The following is a 15040-nucleotide window of genomic DNA, read 5'->3' on the forward strand; positions in this document are numbered from 1 at the left end:
AACAGGTTGGCAATTTGCTACTTCGGGCGTAGCGGCGCCATCATGCAGCGTTTCGATGTCATTGTCGTTGGTGGAGGCCATGCGGGCTGCGAAGCTGCGGCTGCTGCCGCACGGATGGGTGCGCGCACGGCTCTTGTGAGTTTTCGGCGCGACCAGATTGGAGCCATGTCCTGCAATCCGGCGATCGGCGGACTCGGCAAGGGACATCTCGTGCGCGAGGTCGATGCGTTCGACGGGATTATCGCGCGTGCCGCCGACGCGGCTGCCATTCACTACCGGATGCTCAACGCGTCAAAAGGAGCCGCAGTTCAGGGGCCCCGAATCCAGGCGGACAGGAAGCTTTTCAAGGCCGCGATTCATCGCCTGCTCGACGCACAGGCTGGCCTGGAAATCGTCGAGGCGGAGGCCGCATCGCTGCGATTTGACGGCGAGCGGGTCACGGGGCTGGTTCTCGGATGCGGACAGCAACTCGAGGCCCGTTCGGTTGTCCTGGCGACGGGCACCTTTCTCAATGGCAAGATGTTCTGCGGAGAATCCCAGACAGTTGGCGGCAGAGTGGGAGAGGCGGCCTCGATTTCCCTTGGCGCACAGTTGCGCGATCGCAAGTTGCCGCTGGGGCGGCTCAAGACAGGCACGCCGCCGCGTCTTGATGGGCGCACGATTGATTGGGCGGTGCTCGAGTCTCAGCCGTCTGATGAGGCAAGCTGGACGTTCTCGGATCTCAATGTTTCACGTGAAACACCGCAACTTTTCTGTGCAATCACGCGTACCAACAGCCACACTCACGAGGTGATCCGCAAGAGCCTCGATCGGTCTCCGCTGTTCGCAGGGCATATCGAAGGGCAAGGGCCGCGTTACTGTCCTTCGATTGAAGACAAGATCCACCGCTTTGGGGACAGGGACGGGCACCAGATTTTCCTTGAGCCGGAGGGATTGGACTGCACGCTCGTCTATCCCAATGGAATTTCGACGTCTCTTCCAGCGGATGTGCAGCTGGCCTTTCTGCGCACAATCAAGGGACTTGAAAAGGTCGAGATCGCGCAGCCCGGCTATGCGGTTGAATATGACCATGTCGACCCGCGCGCTTTGCACCCGACGTTGGCCCTGAAGGACATTGAGTGGCTGTTCTGCGCCGGGCAGATTAACGGGACAACCGGATACGAAGAGGCCGCTGCGCAGGGTCTGGTGGCAGGCTTGAATGCTGCGGCGCAAGCGCTTGGGCGACCGCCCATCCTGTTCGATCGCGCCTCTTCCTATATTGGCGTGATGATTGATGACCTTGTTTTGCAAGGCATTACAGAGCCATACCGGATGCTCACGGCGCGTGCGGAGTATCGATTGCGGCTCCGTTCGGACAATGCAGCAACACGCCTCACGCCGATCGCCATTGATGTCGGCTGTGTCGAACTTGCGCGGCGCAACTGGTTTGAGCGGCACCGTTCGGAACGTGCTGCGTTGATCAATCTGCTCAAAAGCAAGATGGAACGCGATCCGCGCAGGACGGATGGGGAAAGGCACTCCCTGTTCGATCTCATTCGCATTGCGGGGCTGGATGCCAAAAGCCTCAAAGACATATTTCCCGGAGTGGCGGACTGGCAGTCTACCATTGTCGCAGAGGTTATCGAGGACGCTCGCTACGCGCCCTATGTCGCGCGCCAGGAGGCCGAGATTCGGGCGATGAGGGCCAATGAGACGATAAGGCTCGGCGATTTGATCGACTATCGCGCGATTGCCGGGCTTTCGAATGAAATGGTCGAACGCCTTGAGGCGGCGCGCCCGGCAACGCTTGGAGCTGCCGAGCGGATTCGTGGTATTACACCAGCGGCCCTGGCCGCTATTCTCGTGAGCGCAAGACGGGCAGCAGCATGACTGAAGACGAAGCCAGGGAATGGCTGATTCGTCATTTTGATGTTTCACGTGAAACAATGATCAAGCTTGAGGCATTTGCCGCTGCCGTAATCGCGGAGAACTCTAAGCAAAATCTGATCAGCGCTGCGACCATTCCCAATATCTGGAGCCGCCACATCATGGATTCTGCCCAGCTGCTGCGTCTTGGTCGTTCGGATGCCGATGTGCCCGGCCCTTGGCTTGATCTTGGCACAGGTGCCGGCTTCCCAGGCATGATCATAGCGATCCTGACTGACTTTCCCGTCATTCTGGTTGAATCGCGGCGAAAGCGCTTCGAATTCCTTGTGGATCAGGCCAAGTCTCTGGGATTGACCAACGTCAAGGTGCATTGCGGGCGGCTTGAAACACTAGAAACATTTCCGGTAGGCACGATATCTGCGCGCGCATTTGCGCCCTTGGGCAAACTTCTGGGACTTGCCCACCGCTTTTCCACAGAAAAGACGCGTTGGTTGTTGCCGAAAGGCCGAAGCGTGCGCGAAGAACTGGAATCGGTCGCCAGTTCGTGGCAGGGTAGTTTTCAAGTGGAATCCAGCCAGACTGATGCCGACGCAGCGATTATCGTCGCTACCGGCGTAAGACCGAGGAAAAGAGCCCGATGATCCGAATTGCCGTTGCAAACCAGAAAGGTGGCGTGGGGAAGACCACGACGGCAATCAATGTTGCGACGGCTCTGGCGGCGACCGGTTGGAGAGTGTTGCTGGTCGACCTGGATCCTCAGGGGAATGCATCGACGGGGCTCGGCATTCACCAGGCCGAACGCGTGCGTTCAAGCTATGACTTGCTGCTCGGGGAATGCGGCCTTGCCGATGCCGTGATCGCGACCCGCATCCCGCGACTGGATCTCATTGCATCAACGCCTGATCTGTCCGGTGCCGAAATCGAACTGGTCGACTTCGAACAGCGGACGCACCGCCTGTTGACGGCGCTCGAGACGGCGCCACCCGGCAAATGGGATATTGCGCTGTTCGATTGTCCGCCGTCTCTTGGTCTTCTGACCTTGAATGCAATGGTTGCGGCGCAATCTCTGCTCGTTCCCCTCCAATGCGAGTTTTTCGCGCTTGAGGGATTAAGTCAATTATTACAGACAGTTGAGCGGATTAGAGGTCGTTTCAATCCCACACTTTCGATTCTTGGCGTGGCGCTTACGATGTATGATCGCCGCAACCGACTGACCGAGCAAGTGGCGCAGGATGTGCGCACCTGCCTCGGCAAGGCCGTGTTTGAGACGGTGATTCCGCGCAATGTCCGCCTGTCCGAAGCGCCGAGCCACGGATTGCCGGCACTGATCTATGATCACAAATGTCCCGGCTCGGAAGCCTATATGGCCTTGGCCCGGGAACTGATTGGACGGCTGCCGCGGCAGAAGGCGGCAGCGTGAGCGAAGAAACGCCTTCCGCCCCCCTGAAGAAACGCCCGACCGGTCTCGGTAGGGGTCTGTCTGCGTTGTTGGGTGAGATCGAGCGGGAAGCGCCAGTAGCGCTCGACGGAAATACGCCCGATGGGGTTCGAATGGTCGATGTCAATCGACTGCGCCCGCTTCCCAACCAGCCACGTAAGACGTTCAAGGACGATGCCCTTGATGAGCTGGCCGAATCGATCAAGTCACGAGGCATGCTCCAGCCCATTGTTGTGCGCGACCCTGACCACGACGGGCACTATGAAATCATAGCGGGCGAGCGCCGATGGCGTGCCGCCCAAAGAGCGCAACTCCATCAAGTCCCTGTAATTGTTAGAGAATTTGATGATGTTACTGCGCTTGAAATTGCGATCATCGAGAATATCCAGCGTGAACAGCTCAATGCCTGGGAAGAGGGTGAGGCTTATCGGCGGCTGATCGATGACCATGGGCACACGCAGGAAGCTTTGGGCAGGATTGTCGGAAAATCGCGCAGCCATGTGGCGAACCTCATGCGGCTGCGCAATCTGCCCCTGCCGGTGCATGACTGGCTGACCGCTGGCGAGATTACCATGGGTCATGCGCGGGCGCTTTTGGGGGCGGAGGATCCATTGTCGCTGGGTCGGATGATCGTCCAACGCGGCTTATCGGTGCGCGAAACCGAGCGACTTGTCAAAAAGGCGAAAGCGCCCACCCGCACGCGCAACGCCCGCTCAGGCGATCGCGTTGGAGATCCGGACCTTTTGGCGCTCGAACGGCAGCTGACAGACATGTTGGGTTTGAAGGTCAAGATCAACCATCAGGCGCGTTCGGGAACGATGACGCTCTCCTATTCTTCGCTGGAACAACTCGACATGATTTGCCAGCGGCTGAGCGGCGAACCGATTTAGTTGTCCAAACGGGCCACGGCCCGTTCCATCAGCCAAACGCGAATCGCGCTTGCGAGGTTCGGCGGATTGTCGCGTTCAATTCGATGTGCATCGATTTGGGCAATAAGAGCATTGAGCGGCAGCGACTGATTTTCTGCGGACGTTTTGAGCGCTTGCCAGAACACCGGCTCGAGGCTGATCGAGGTTTCATGGCCCGCAATCGTGACCGAGCGCTTGATTGGCCCCGTCATCAATACATGTGTTGCCCGCCGTTGATCGACATGGTCGACCCGGTGATGAATCCACCATCTTCAGAACACAAAAAGGCAACGCCGCGAGCAATTTCACTGGCCTGACCGAGCCGACCGACCGGAATCTTGGCGACAATCTTGGCAAGCACATCCGCCGGGACTGCCGCAACCATGTCCGTGTCGATATAGCCTGGGGCAATTGCATTGACGGTTACGCCAAACTTCGCGCCTTCCTGTGCCAGCGCCTTGGTAAACCCGTGAATGCCGGACTTGGCAGCAGCATAGTTCACCTGGCCATATTGCCCCGCTTGGCCGTTTATCGATCCGATGTTGACAATACGTCCCCAGCCCCTGTCCTTCATGCCCGCAAATGTTGCCTTGGCCATGTTGAAGCAGCCGCCCAGATTGGTATCGATGACTTCCTTCCAGGCGTCATAGCTCATCTTGAGAAGGGTACCGTCGCGGGTGATGCCAGCATTGTTGACGACAACATCAATCGGGCCAAGGTCCGCCGCGACTTTGGCGCAGCCTTCCAGGCAGGCTGTGTGATCAGCAACGTCCCACTGGTATGCCGGAATGCCCGTGCGCTCGGTAAATGCCCTGGCGCGATCGACGTTGCCTGCATAATTGGCGGCGACCGTGAAGCCGGCATCCTTGAGCGCGACGCAGATCGCTTCTCCAATGCCTCGCGTTCCACCGGTTACAATTGCCACCTTGCCCATCGTGCTGCTCCTCTATTCCCTTTCGGCAAGATTAGGGAGCCGTTCGCCAACCTGCAAGTTCACGCGAAAGTAAAGTCGAGAGCATGGAAATCCCGGCGGCGCTGTCGTTGAGGCAGGGCAGGTAGGCAAAATCGGTTCCGCCCGAGTCAATGAACGATTCGCGCCCTCGAATGGCCAGTTCCTCGAGTGTTTCAAGATTGTCTGCTGCAAATCCGGGCGCGATGATCGCGATCTTGCGCACTCCAGCCTGCGGCAAGCTGGCCAGCGTCACGTCTGTTGCCGGCTCGAGCCATTTGGCGCGGCCAAGCCGGGACTGGAAGCTTATCTTCAGCTCGCGGCCCAATGCCTCGGACAGGAGGCGCGCTGTCTTCATGCACTGGCAGTAATAGGGATCGCCAAGGTCAAGGGTGCGTGCAGGGAGCGAATGAAAACTGGCAATGAGTGTGTCAGGTACGAACGACAAGGATGCCAGACCCGTCGTCACACTGGTTTCGAGTGCAGCAATATAGGCCGCATCATCATAATAAGGCGGAAGGACGCGCAAACTGGGTTGCCAGCGCATCTTTGCAAGTGCCGCCGCCGCTGCGTCAAACACGGTCGCGGTCGTCGCGCTGGAATATTGCGGATAAAGCGGCGCTAGGAGGATGCGGTCGCACCCAGCGGCCTGCAGCGCGGCAAGGCGGTCGCCGATCGAAGGCTGGCCATAGCGCATCGCCCAATCGACTATGACATCGCCTCCCAATGCAGTCTGTATTTTTTCTGCCTGGCGCCTGGTGATGGCAACAAGCGGTGAGCCTTCTTCTGTCCATATCTGCGCATATGCATGAGCAGACCTGCGTGGCCGCGTCGTCAACACAAACCCGCGCAAGATCGGTTGCCAAAGCAGTGGTGGAATCTCGACCACGCGCCGGTCGGAAAGAAATTCCTTCAGATAGGTGCTTACGGCCGCTGTCGTCGGCGCTTCAGGCGACCCGAGATTGATCAGCAGGACGCCAATGCGACCGTTTTGCACCGGGGGATGATCGGCTGGCCGCACCATCAGAAATTCGCCGGAGAAAGTGGCAGGTTTCGGATGCGTCGCCCGCTGCCCGCAAAAAGTGCATTGGCAATGGCCGGAGCAACGGCCGGGACGCCCAATTCCCCGGCGCCTCCCGGTGCTGCATTGCTGGCAATCAGTTCAACCGAAATTTCCGGCATGTCCGCAAGCTTGGGCAAGCCCAGGTCGCGCAAACGCATCGGCCGAGCAACCCCCCGTTCGATTGCGATGGAATTGCCGATTGCAGCGCCCATACCGAACAATAGACCCCCTTCGATCTGTTGTCGTGTAATGTCCGGATTGATGACGCGTCCGACATCCGCGACAGCAACCAGCCGGCTTACCCGGACGCGCTGGCTGTCGTCGAGTTGCGCTTCGGCGAGCACGGCAATATGGCTTCCCGCCATGGAATGACAAGCGAGACCTTGGCTTGTGCCCTGGCCGCCGCCCTCCCAGCCCGCTTTGGTTGCCACTTTGGACAAGCACAAGGCAAGCCGCGGATTGCCCCCGAGCATCGCCATTCGGAACGAAAAGGGTTCGACACCGCTTTCGCGGGACAGTTCATCAATGAAACATTCATTGAAAAACGCGGTGTAGCTGTGTGCCCTACCCCGCCAGGGACCCGTTGGCACCCCAATGTCGGCCGGATGGTGGTCAACGCCGAAATTCTCGATCGCATAGGATGGCGCGGCGCCTTCTACCGCATGCAGGTGGGCCTTGCCGGAATGGTATCGTCGTGCGTCATCGGCCGACCTACCACCCAAGGTGCGTGTTCGCATTTCACCAAGTCCATTTGGCGCCGCAATCTGGGCCAGCCAGCCGTCGATATGTCCTGCCCGGCCGAGCCGCGCTGTCATCCGCGCGCGCGGCCGGGCGGAACGGCTCGTGCATCAAATCCTCGGCCCGCGACCAGGTCAACTGAACCGGCCGTTTGAGCCTGAGCGCCAGAATTGCAACTTGCCCGGCAATCTCAACCTCGTATTTCCGCCCGAATGAGCCGCCCACAAGCATGGGATGCACAGTGACATCTTCGGGGTCGAGCCCGATCGCGCGCGCTGCAGCATCGCGTGCCAGACCCGGCAGTTGGGTGGCGATCCAAAGCTGAAGCTTGCCATCCACGAGTGTGGCTGTTGCGCTCAGCGGCTCAAGGGCTGCGTGCGGAGCGAGCCCGACCGTATATTCGGCTGACGAGACACGGGCATTGGCCAAGGCCGTATCCACATCACCCGCTTCGGCCACGCGCGTGCCTTCGTTGGCGAGTGCATTGACAAGCGCCCGGTCAATTGTCCGGTCGCTTGCAAATCGATCCCGATTACGGAACCTCGGACGCATCGCATCTAACGCTCGATTGGCCGCCCACCAGTTGGTTGCAACTGCGGCTACCCATCGCTCATGCTCCACAATGTCGAGCACACCGAAAATCCGGTCGGCGGCGCCCTTGTCAACCGATTGCAAGATCGAATCGCCCAGTGGTCCCTGCCGGATTGAGGCAAAAACCATGTCCGGAAGGCGGATATCGCCCGCGAAATTGGCTGAACCATCGAGTTTTGCAGGAATGTCGAGCCGGTTCATGCCGCGCCCGGTGATCCGGTTGAGGCCACCGCCGGTTCGCAGGGGAATGTCCTTGGGCAGGCTTTCTCGAGCCGCTTCCTCTGCAAGCTCTCCAAAGCGCAGGCGATCATCGCCGCGCGTCACAAAGCCTCCCTCTGTGTCGCAGGCTTGCCAGTCGGCGTCCCAGCGACGGGCTGCGGCCTGACACAGAAGGGCACGAGCAGCCGCCCCGGCCTGTCGTGCGACCAGTTCGTACCCCCGAACAGTGGAGGATCCGCCGGTTGCTTGCACCTTTCCTTCTGGCCACCAGCCTTCGTGCCATTCTTCGGCAAAAACAGCGTTTGCATAGACGGGATTGAGCGGCGCCGGTTCTACGGCAATCGTGCGCCAATCGGCTCCCAGCTCATCGGCGATGATTTGCGGGATGACTGTGTAGCTGCCCTGGCCCATCTCGACCTGTGGCACGACAACGGTCACATGGCCGTCCGTGCCGATCTTGAGCCATGCATTGAAAATGCTCTCGCCCTGAGCTGCGACCAGGTTCGGGGGATAGGCACGCGGCCAGAGCGCCCAGCCGATCGCCAGCCCGCCACCAATTGCTGCCCCTGCCAGCAAGGATCGCCGTGAAAACTCCATCTAGTCGGGCTTAAGGCCTGATTGACTGAGGGGGAAGCCCCGGGGATGGAATTCAAGCAATTGGAGTCGCTGGTTGGAGGCCCTTCACTTGAGGACGCAGATTACCCGCGCGATTTCGCCCAGATTTCCCGATAGTCCTTGCGCAGCGAGACCTTGTCGATTTTTTCGGTCCCCAGGCGTGGGAGAGGTTCCGAAGAGATCCAGACTTGCTGCGGCACCTTGAATGCGGCGAGTTGGCTTCCGAGAAAAGTTGTCAGATCGTCTGCCGTCACGCTCTGGCCCGGGTGGCAATAGACAACGGCGCCGACAACTTCGCCCAGTCGCTCATCGGGCAGACCAAAGACGCACGCTTCGGCAACGGCAGGATGTTTGTAGATTTCGGCTTCGACTTCCTGGCAGGATATATTCTCGCCGCCCCGGATGATGATGTCCTTCTTGCGGTCCACAATGAACAGATAATTGTCGGCATCAAGGTAGCCGATGTCGCCCGTGCGGAAATATCCGTCTGACGTCATGCAGTCAGCTGTGGCATCAGGCCGGTTCCAATAACCGCTGAAAAGCGCCACTGAGCGGATCGAGACCTCTCCCCGTTCGCCCTGCGGCACCGATTTCCCGGCGTCGTCGAGAATGGCAAGATCGACAAGTGGCTTGGATGGAGCCCCCGTGCTGTTGGGCTTCTCCAGATAGTTGGTCGAAAAAATCCCGGCGCCAATCGCATTGGTCTCAGTGAGGCCATAGCCCAGCGCCGGTGGAGCCGTCGGAAATTCTTCGACAAGTCGGCGAACATGATCAACCGGGCGTGGCGCGCCGCCACCCGCAAGTCCCTGCAAGGACGACAGGTCGTATTTGTGACGGTCCGGGTGCGTCAGCAATTCGAAGCTCATCAGGGGAACGCCGGTGAAATTGGTAATCTTCTCGCGCTGAATCAGCTCCATCGCGGTGACGGCGTTCCATTTGGGCATCATCACGATCTTGCGCCCGATAGCGAAGCTGACGAGCATGATCGGCACTTCGCCGGTCACGTGAAACAGGGGCACCGTCAGCAATGATGCATGCGGAGGGCGATCCGGACCGATTGTGCCGTCTTCGGTGGCAAGGCGAAGCATCACCAAGGCCTGCACGATATAGTTGAACGTGCCCTGGATGACGGCGCGGTGCGTTGAGAAGGCCCCTTTCGACTGGCCCGTCGACCCCGACGTGAAAAGGATGGTTGCCAGATCGTCGCCTGTGATTTCGGGCAGCGGCGTGTCAGCACCACCGCCGCTTGCCAGCAAGGGAGCCACGGCCTGATCAATCGGCTGAGCGATATCAAGCGTGACGATCCTCGCGTTGCCCTTGTATCTGACCTCTTCGAGCCGCTTTGCTCGTGGTGCATCGACAAAGACAATGGTTGCTTCGACATCGTCAATGCCCGCGGCCAACTCTGGCCCCTGCCACCAGCCATTGAGGAGGGTTGCACAGCCGCCGGCCATCAGTATGGCCATATAGAGCACGACCCATGAAGGCGCATTGCGCATGGCGATCCCGATTCGGTCCCCGCGCTTGACCCCGTAACCGTCGATCAGGGCTCCGGCGACCTTGCGGGCAGCGGCATAGGTCTGGGCGAAGCTCAGCCTTTCCTCTCCATCGACAAGGAAGGTGGTGTCGCCGTGCTGGGCGCAGAAATGCGCAAAATAATGTGTCAGTGCCGGCGGCGCTGCTGCAATCATCGGCAGGTCGACCCCGTGCTGGCGGAATGTCGTCAACGGCATGGGGCCGTCGGCGCTCGTCAGTTCGGCAGTCGCCTTTTCGAGGCGCAGGTCCAACTCAGATGGCATCGTCTCTCTCTTCCTCTTGGTCTTCTTGTTTGGCCCCTCTATGGAGGGGAAAATTGCTGGGGAAAAGCCTTGATCCTGCCGTTACTTGCTGACGCTACGTCCGCCATCCGTTATGACCAGCTGGGGCTCTCCCCGATTGCTCTGGACCTCGGGTTTTTCAAGCTTCGTTGGTATAGCCTTGCCTATATTGCGAGCATTCTCGTCGGCTGGTGGTATCTGCTGAAGCTCATTGCGCAGCCCGGCGCCCCTATGGCCCGGCGCCATGCCGATGACTTTGTGTTCTACGCAACGCTTGGAATTATCGTGGGCGGGCGGCTGGGCTATTGCCTTTTCTACAAGCCAGAGATTTTCCTCACGCCGCTGGATGTGTTCAAGCTTTGGGAGGGAGGCATGTCGCTGCACGGCGGCACGTTGGGGACGCTGATTGCGATTGGCTGGTTCACGCGACGCAACAAGCTGAGCTTCATTCGCTTCTGCGACTATATTGCGTGCGCCACCCCATTCGGTCTGTTCTTCGTGCGTCTTGCCAATTTCGTGAATGGAGAGCTTTGGGGCCGACCAACCGATGTGCCCTGGGCCATGATCTTTCCGGCGACCGGTGACGAAATTGCCCGCCACCCGAGCCAGCTTTACGAGGCCGGACTGGAAGGGCTCCTGTCCTTTGCCGTTCTCTGGCTGCTGTTCTGGAAGTCTGACGCGCGGTATTTTCCGGGGCGCCTGTTCGGGATGCTTGCCCTTCTCTATGGATCGGTGCGCTTCGGTCTTGAATTCCTGAGGGAGCCCGATGTCGGCGTGACCGGCCTGTTCGGCCTGACGATGGGGCAGACATTGTGCGTGCCGATGATCCTTCTGGGAGTTTATCTCATAGCGACATCAAAGGCGCGTCGCGACCGGGTGGAAGCCGTTGCCGGAACAGCCAGCGTCGCCTGAACCGCATCTGCCTGAACGTCTGGCGCGCGCCATTACGCTTGGCGGGCCGATTCCGGTCGCGCAATTCATGGCAGCGGCCAACGCGCATTACTATGCGACGCGCGATCCGCTTGGCGCGGGCGGCGATTTCATCACCGCGCCGGAAATCAGCCAGATGTTCGGCGAATTGCTCGGCGCCTGGTGTGCGGACCTCTGGGTGCGCGCCGGAAAGCCTCAGATCCGCTATGTCGAATTGGGCCCGGGGCGCGGGACACTCGCCGCCGACGCGTTGCGAGCGATGGCGAATGCGGGGCTGCGACCACCGGTCCATTTCGTCGAAACGAGCCCGGTGCTTCGCGCGCTGCAGGCAGAGCGCATTCAGGGCGCACATTTTCATGATGATGTCAGCAGCCTGCCCGACGATTGCCCCTTGCTGGTCATTGCCAATGAATTCTTTGACGCGTTGCCGGTATATCAGCTTGTCAAAGCCAGCGATGGCTGGCGCGAGCGGCGGGTTGCATGCCAGGATTTGATCTTCTTGCCCGTCGCGGGAAAGCGCGTGCCTGAAACTGTCGTTCCCGCCGGCCTACGCGAGGCTCCCGCCGGAAGTATCATCGAAAGTTCGCCCGCAGGTGTTGCAATCGCACGTGCCCTTGCCGCGCGGGTGGTGAAGCAGGGCGGCGCTGCCCTGATTGTCGACTATGGCTATGATGGCCCGGCCACCGGCGAAACGCTTCAGGCCATGAAGGGCCATGCCTTTGCCAATCCTTTTGAAGCGCCCGGTGAACATGACCTTACAGCCCATGTCGATTTCACGGCGCTCGCGGCAATTGCAACACTGGCCGGCGCCAGGGTTCGCGGTCCGGTTTCGCAGGGTGACTTTCTGGGTAGCCTGGGAATAGCAGAACGCGCTGCGATGCTGGCGCGCGCGAACCGCGACGAAGGCGAAAGGCTAGCGGAAGCCCATCGCCGCCTGACAAGCCCGGCAGACATGGGCAGCCTGTTTCGCGCCATGGCCATCGTCTCGCCCGATTGGCCGGAACCGGCCGGATTCTGATGGAGAAGGAAATGGAACCGGTCGAGGTAATCTGCGCACAGGCGATGGCAGGGCTGCCGCATGGCTTTCTTGGCCGACGTGGCGGTGCTTCAACCGGGCTTTACGCTGGTCTAAATGTCGGGCTGGGTTCGGAGGACGATCAGGCTGTGATCCAGGAGAACCGAAGACGCGCTGTTGAAGCCGTGCTGCCGGGTGCTGCGCTTGTGACGCTTCACCAGATTCATTCGGCAAAGGCTGTCGTGGTTGAAACCCCATGGCCCGACGATGCGCGGCCGCATGCCGATGCGCTCGTCACAGATCGGCCCGGCCTTCTGCTTGGCGTCTTGACGGCAGATTGCACGCCCGTCTTGTTCGCCGACATGGAGGCGGGCGTCGTGGGTGCCGCGCATGCCGGATGGAAGGGCGCGCTGGGGGGCGTAACCGATTCGACCATTGCAGCCATGGAGAAACTGGGCGCCTCTCGAAACCGGATCGTTGCAGCCATCGGCCCCGTGATCGCCAGAAGCTCGTACGAGGTCGATGATGGCTTTGCGCAGCGCTTCGAAGCCGCCGATCCCGCCAACGAACGCTTCTTCTCGCCGGGTCGTGCCGGACACCAGCAATTCGATCTCGAAGCCTATGTGGCCGCGCGGTTGGCTGCAGCTGGAATCAGCCGCGTGGAGATGCTTGGACTGGATACTTACGCTGATCCCAAGCGGTTCTTCAGCTTCCGCCGGGCAACCCACCGTGGAGAACCCGGCTATGGCCGACAGATTTCGCTGATCGGGCTTCCGGGCTGACCGCCTTTCCGCTAGACTGCACAATAATATTACAGTTTTCGGAAAGCAAATTACATGACTGATGAAACGCAGCGCCGTCGTCCCAAGGCCAGTGTCAGGGCGATCGGCAATCGCAGGCTCCAGCCAAACACGCTTATGATGGGGCATGGTTTCGATCCGGCTCTCTCTGAAGGGTCGCTCAAACCCCCGATCTTTCTTACCTCGACCTTTGTCTTCGAGAACGCGGCGGCCGGTAAACGCCATTTCGAAGGCGTGACGGGAAAGCGGCCCGGCGGCGCCGAAGGCCTCGTCTATTCGCGGTTCAACGGACCGAATCAGGAGATTGCCGAGGACCGGCTGGGCGTGTGGGAAGATGCCGAAGATGCCTTGACCTTTTCCAGTGGCATGTCCGCGATTGCGACCGTGCTGCTGGCCTTTGTCCAGCCTGGGGATGTAATCGTCCATTCGGCGCCGCTCTATGCGGCAACAGAAACGCTGATCGGGCGGATCCTCGGAAAGTTCGGCGTGAAGTGGCTCGACTTTCCGGCCGGCGCGACGCCTGAGGAGATCGATGCTGTCGTGGAAAAGGCGCAGGCTCTCGGCCGCGTTGCGCTAATCTATCTCGAAAGCCCGGCCAACCCGACCAATGTCCTCGTCGATGTCGAAGCTGTGGCCAATGTCCGCGACACCCGGTTCGGAACGGGCGAGGATCGGCCCCCGATCGTGATCGACAATACCTTCCTCGGGCCGCTCTGGCACAAGCCACTGGCGCATGGCGCGGACATCGTCGTCTACAGCCTCACCAAATATGCCGGTGGTCACAGCGATCTTGTCGCGGGCGGTGCGCTGGGATCGAAGGCACATATCAACACCATCCGGTCGATGCGCAACACAATCGGGACGATCCTTGATCCCAACAGTGCGTGGATGTTGCTCCGAAGCCTCGAAACGCTCGAACTGAGAATGAGCCGCGCCGGGGAAAATGCCGCGAAGATCTGCGCCTGGCTCAAGGACCAGCCCAAGGTGGAAAAGATCGTCTATCTGGGCTTCCCCGAGAATGAACGTCAGGCCGATATCTACCGGCGCCACTGCACAGGCGCGGGTTCGACCTTCTCGCTCTACCTGAAGGGCGGCGAACGCGAGGCCTTTGCCTTTCTCGACGCGCTGAAGATCGCCAAGCTTGCCGTCAGCCTTGGCGGGACGGAAACATTGGCCAGCTGCCCGGCCGCGATGACGCACCTGTCTGTACCCGACGATCGCAAGGCCGCACTCGGCATCACGCCGAACATGGTGCGAATCTCCATCGGAGTCGAGGATGCGGATGACCTGATTGCCGATTTCGAACAGGCCCTGGCGGAAATATGATCCCTATCAAGGCCGATAATTATCCTATATGGCAAAATTTACTTGACATCGTGACGCTGTTTGGGACATAAGGAGCAAAGTCCGGAATTCCGGGTCGACTCAATCCCAGTCCAGAATTGCCCAGCCGCGCTTCGTCGCCAGCGACCGCAACGTGCCGTGCGGGTTGGCGGCGAAGGCCTCGTCTGCCCATTCAAGGCAGGGCGCGTCCGAGGCGTGATCCGAATAGAATCGGATGTAGGCGTGTTCACGGGCGATGGACTGGGCCTTCATCCAGTCCTTGACCATTTCAAGCTTGGCCTCACCGTAGCAATTTTCTCCGGCAATCTTCGGGGTGACGTCATGATTGACCGGCGTCGCCTGCGTGGCGACTGCGTCGGTTCCAAGCAATCGGGCCACTTGCGACACGTAAAAGGCATAGGAGGCACTGGCGATGACAATGCGATACCCGTCGGCCCGATCGGCATCGATCCGGTCCAGCGCCGCCCGAAACACATTGCGTGTGAGGGTCCGGCCGGCAAATCCGGCGGAAATCCGCGCCAGCGCCGCAGCATCGATCCGCCGGCCCAACATCAATGAAAGATTGATTTCCTTCAACTGCGCGCGGTTGAGCAGCTTCAAGCCATAGGCCAGGATCGTGACAACAAGTGCAGGTGCCAGCAAGATCCGCCAGGGCTTGTAGCGCCAGGCAGCATAGAACAGGAACGGCCCGAACGTTGCCTGTCTCGTGATTGTCTTGTCCATGTCGTAAATTGCGATGTGCTGCAT

15 protein-coding genes are annotated in these 15040 nt (G+C 60.0%); 8 read left to right on the forward strand and 7 right to left on the reverse strand.

Features of this window, described 5'->3' with window-relative positions:
* The first annotated feature begins 39 nt into the window (after positions 1 to 39).
* From mnmG to K0O24_RS04000, 4 genes are read left to right on the forward strand one after another with little or no spacing between them, the layout of a single operon-like run.
* Positions 40 to 1869 (forward strand): tRNA uridine-5-carboxymethylaminomethyl(34) synthesis enzyme MnmG, encoded by a 1830-nt coding sequence (mnmG, locus tag K0O24_RS03985; protein WP_219895458.1) that lies wholly within the window; start codon positions 40 to 42, stop codon positions 1867 to 1869.
* On the forward strand, positions 1866 to 2507 hold the full coding sequence (gene rsmG, locus K0O24_RS03990) for a 16S rRNA (guanine(527)-N(7))-methyltransferase RsmG (protein WP_219894549.1): 642 nt from the start codon (positions 1866 to 1868) through the stop codon (positions 2505 to 2507). The genes mnmG and rsmG overlap by 4 nt, the downstream gene beginning before the upstream one ends.
* Entirely contained in the window at positions 2504 to 3286 is a 783-nt protein-coding gene (locus K0O24_RS03995) for a ParA family protein (RefSeq protein ID WP_219894550.1), read from the forward strand. The genes rsmG and K0O24_RS03995 overlap by 4 nt, the downstream gene beginning before the upstream one ends.
* On the forward strand, positions 3283 to 4194 hold the full coding sequence (locus K0O24_RS04000; protein WP_246611121.1) for a ParB/RepB/Spo0J family partition protein: 912 nt from the start codon (positions 3283 to 3285) through the stop codon (positions 4192 to 4194). The genes K0O24_RS03995 and K0O24_RS04000 overlap by 4 nt, the downstream gene beginning before the upstream one ends.
* On the opposite strand, the gene K0O24_RS04005 is transcribed toward K0O24_RS04000, so the two are convergent.
* The 6 genes from K0O24_RS04005 to K0O24_RS04025 form a co-directional block, all read right to left on the reverse strand.
* Positions 4191 to 4424, reverse strand: a complete 234-nt coding sequence (locus tag K0O24_RS04005; RefSeq protein WP_219894552.1) for a ribbon-helix-helix domain-containing protein — start codon at positions 4422 to 4424, stop codon at positions 4191 to 4193. The genes K0O24_RS04000 and K0O24_RS04005 overlap by 4 nt on opposite strands.
* Positions 4424 to 5146, reverse strand: coding sequence for an acetoacetyl-CoA reductase (phbB, locus tag K0O24_RS04010; protein ID WP_219894553.1), 723 nt, complete (start codon positions 5144 to 5146; stop codon positions 4424 to 4426). The genes K0O24_RS04005 and phbB overlap by 1 nt, the downstream gene beginning before the upstream one ends.
* A 31-nt stretch (positions 5147 to 5177) precedes the next feature.
* On the reverse strand, positions 5178 to 6185 hold the full coding sequence (hemH, locus tag K0O24_RS04015; protein WP_219894554.1) for a ferrochelatase: 1008 nt from the start codon (positions 6183 to 6185) through the stop codon (positions 5178 to 5180).
* Entirely contained in the window at positions 6185 to 7039 is an 855-nt protein-coding gene (locus K0O24_RS16900; RefSeq protein ID WP_343211261.1) for a molybdopterin cofactor-binding domain-containing protein, read from the reverse strand. Before K0O24_RS16900 ends, hemH begins: the two co-directional genes overlap by 1 nt.
* Complete coding sequence (locus K0O24_RS16905; protein ID WP_343211262.1) at positions 6963 to 8369, reverse strand: molybdopterin cofactor-binding domain-containing protein; 1407 nt, start codon at positions 8367 to 8369, stop codon at positions 6963 to 6965. The genes K0O24_RS16900 and K0O24_RS16905 overlap by 77 nt, the downstream gene beginning before the upstream one ends.
* 101 nt (positions 8370 to 8470) lie before the next feature.
* Entirely contained in the window at positions 8471 to 10186 is a 1716-nt protein-coding gene (locus tag K0O24_RS04025; RefSeq protein ID WP_219894555.1) for a class I adenylate-forming enzyme family protein, read from the reverse strand.
* A 69-nt stretch (positions 10187 to 10255) separates the two neighbouring features.
* On the opposite strand from K0O24_RS04025, the gene lgt reads away from it, so the two are divergent.
* Genes lgt through K0O24_RS04045 form a run of 4 tightly spaced genes read left to right on the forward strand, consistent with a single transcriptional unit; the run spans position 10256 to position 14275 of the window.
* Complete coding sequence (lgt, locus tag K0O24_RS04030; protein ID WP_219894556.1) at positions 10256 to 11116, forward strand: prolipoprotein diacylglyceryl transferase; 861 nt, start codon at positions 10256 to 10258, stop codon at positions 11114 to 11116.
* Positions 11091 to 12152 (forward strand): class I SAM-dependent methyltransferase, encoded by a 1062-nt coding sequence (locus K0O24_RS04035; RefSeq protein WP_425514761.1) that lies wholly within the window; start codon positions 11091 to 11093, stop codon positions 12150 to 12152. Before lgt ends, K0O24_RS04035 begins: the two co-directional genes overlap by 26 nt.
* Positions 12153 to 12163: 11 nt before the next feature.
* Complete coding sequence (pgeF, locus tag K0O24_RS04040; RefSeq protein WP_219894557.1) at positions 12164 to 12931, forward strand: peptidoglycan editing factor PgeF; 768 nt, start codon at positions 12164 to 12166, stop codon at positions 12929 to 12931.
* A 54-nt stretch (positions 12932 to 12985) separates the two neighbouring features.
* Positions 12986 to 14275 carry a cystathionine gamma-synthase family protein gene (locus K0O24_RS04045; RefSeq protein ID WP_219894558.1) on the forward strand — a complete coding sequence of 430 codons (1290 nt, stop codon included), beginning with the start codon at positions 12986 to 12988 and terminating at the stop codon, positions 14273 to 14275.
* Between the two features lie 99 nt (positions 14276 to 14374).
* On the opposite strand, the gene K0O24_RS04050 is transcribed toward K0O24_RS04045, so the two are convergent.
* Entirely contained in the window at positions 14375 to 15040 is a 666-nt protein-coding gene (locus K0O24_RS04050; protein ID WP_219894559.1) for an HAD family hydrolase, read from the reverse strand.

The sequence above is a fragment of the Aquisediminimonas profunda genome, assembly GCF_019443285.1.
Lineage (GTDB): Bacteria > Pseudomonadota > Alphaproteobacteria > Sphingomonadales > Sphingomonadaceae > Aquisediminimonas > Aquisediminimonas profunda.

Coding starts and splice junctions, on each gene's coding strand:
- phbB (WP_219894553.1), bottom strand. CDS start 5,146: ATGGGCAAGGTGGCAATTGTAACCGGTGGAACGCGAGGCATTGGAGAA.
- K0O24_RS04025 (WP_219894555.1), bottom strand. CDS start 10,186: ATGCCATCTGAGTTGGACCTGCGCCTCGAAAAGGCGACTGCCGAACTG.
- hemH (WP_219894554.1), bottom strand. CDS start 6,185: ATGGTGCGGCCAGCCGATCATCCCCCGGTGCAAAACGGTCGCATTGGC.
- rsmG (WP_219894549.1), top strand. CDS start 1,866: ATGACTGAAGACGAAGCCAGGGAATGGCTGATTCGTCATTTTGATGTT.
- K0O24_RS04045 (WP_219894558.1), top strand. CDS start 12,986: ATGACTGATGAAACGCAGCGCCGTCGTCCCAAGGCCAGTGTCAGGGCG.
- K0O24_RS04050 (WP_219894559.1), bottom strand. CDS start 15,040: ATGCAGCACATCGCAATTTACGACATGGACAAGACAATCACGAGACAG.
- K0O24_RS16905 (WP_343211262.1), bottom strand. CDS start 8,369: ATGGAGTTTTCACGGCGATCCTTGCTGGCAGGGGCAGCAATTGGTGGC.
- pgeF (WP_219894557.1), top strand. CDS start 12,164: ATGGAACCGGTCGAGGTAATCTGCGCACAGGCGATGGCAGGGCTGCCG.
- K0O24_RS16900 (WP_343211261.1), bottom strand. CDS start 7,039: ATGACAGCGCGGCTCGGCCGGGCAGGACATATCGACGGCTGGCTGGCC.
- K0O24_RS03995 (WP_219894550.1), top strand. CDS start 2,504: ATGATCCGAATTGCCGTTGCAAACCAGAAAGGTGGCGTGGGGAAGACC.
- K0O24_RS04005 (WP_219894552.1), bottom strand. CDS start 4,424: ATGACGGGGCCAATCAAGCGCTCGGTCACGATTGCGGGCCATGAAACC.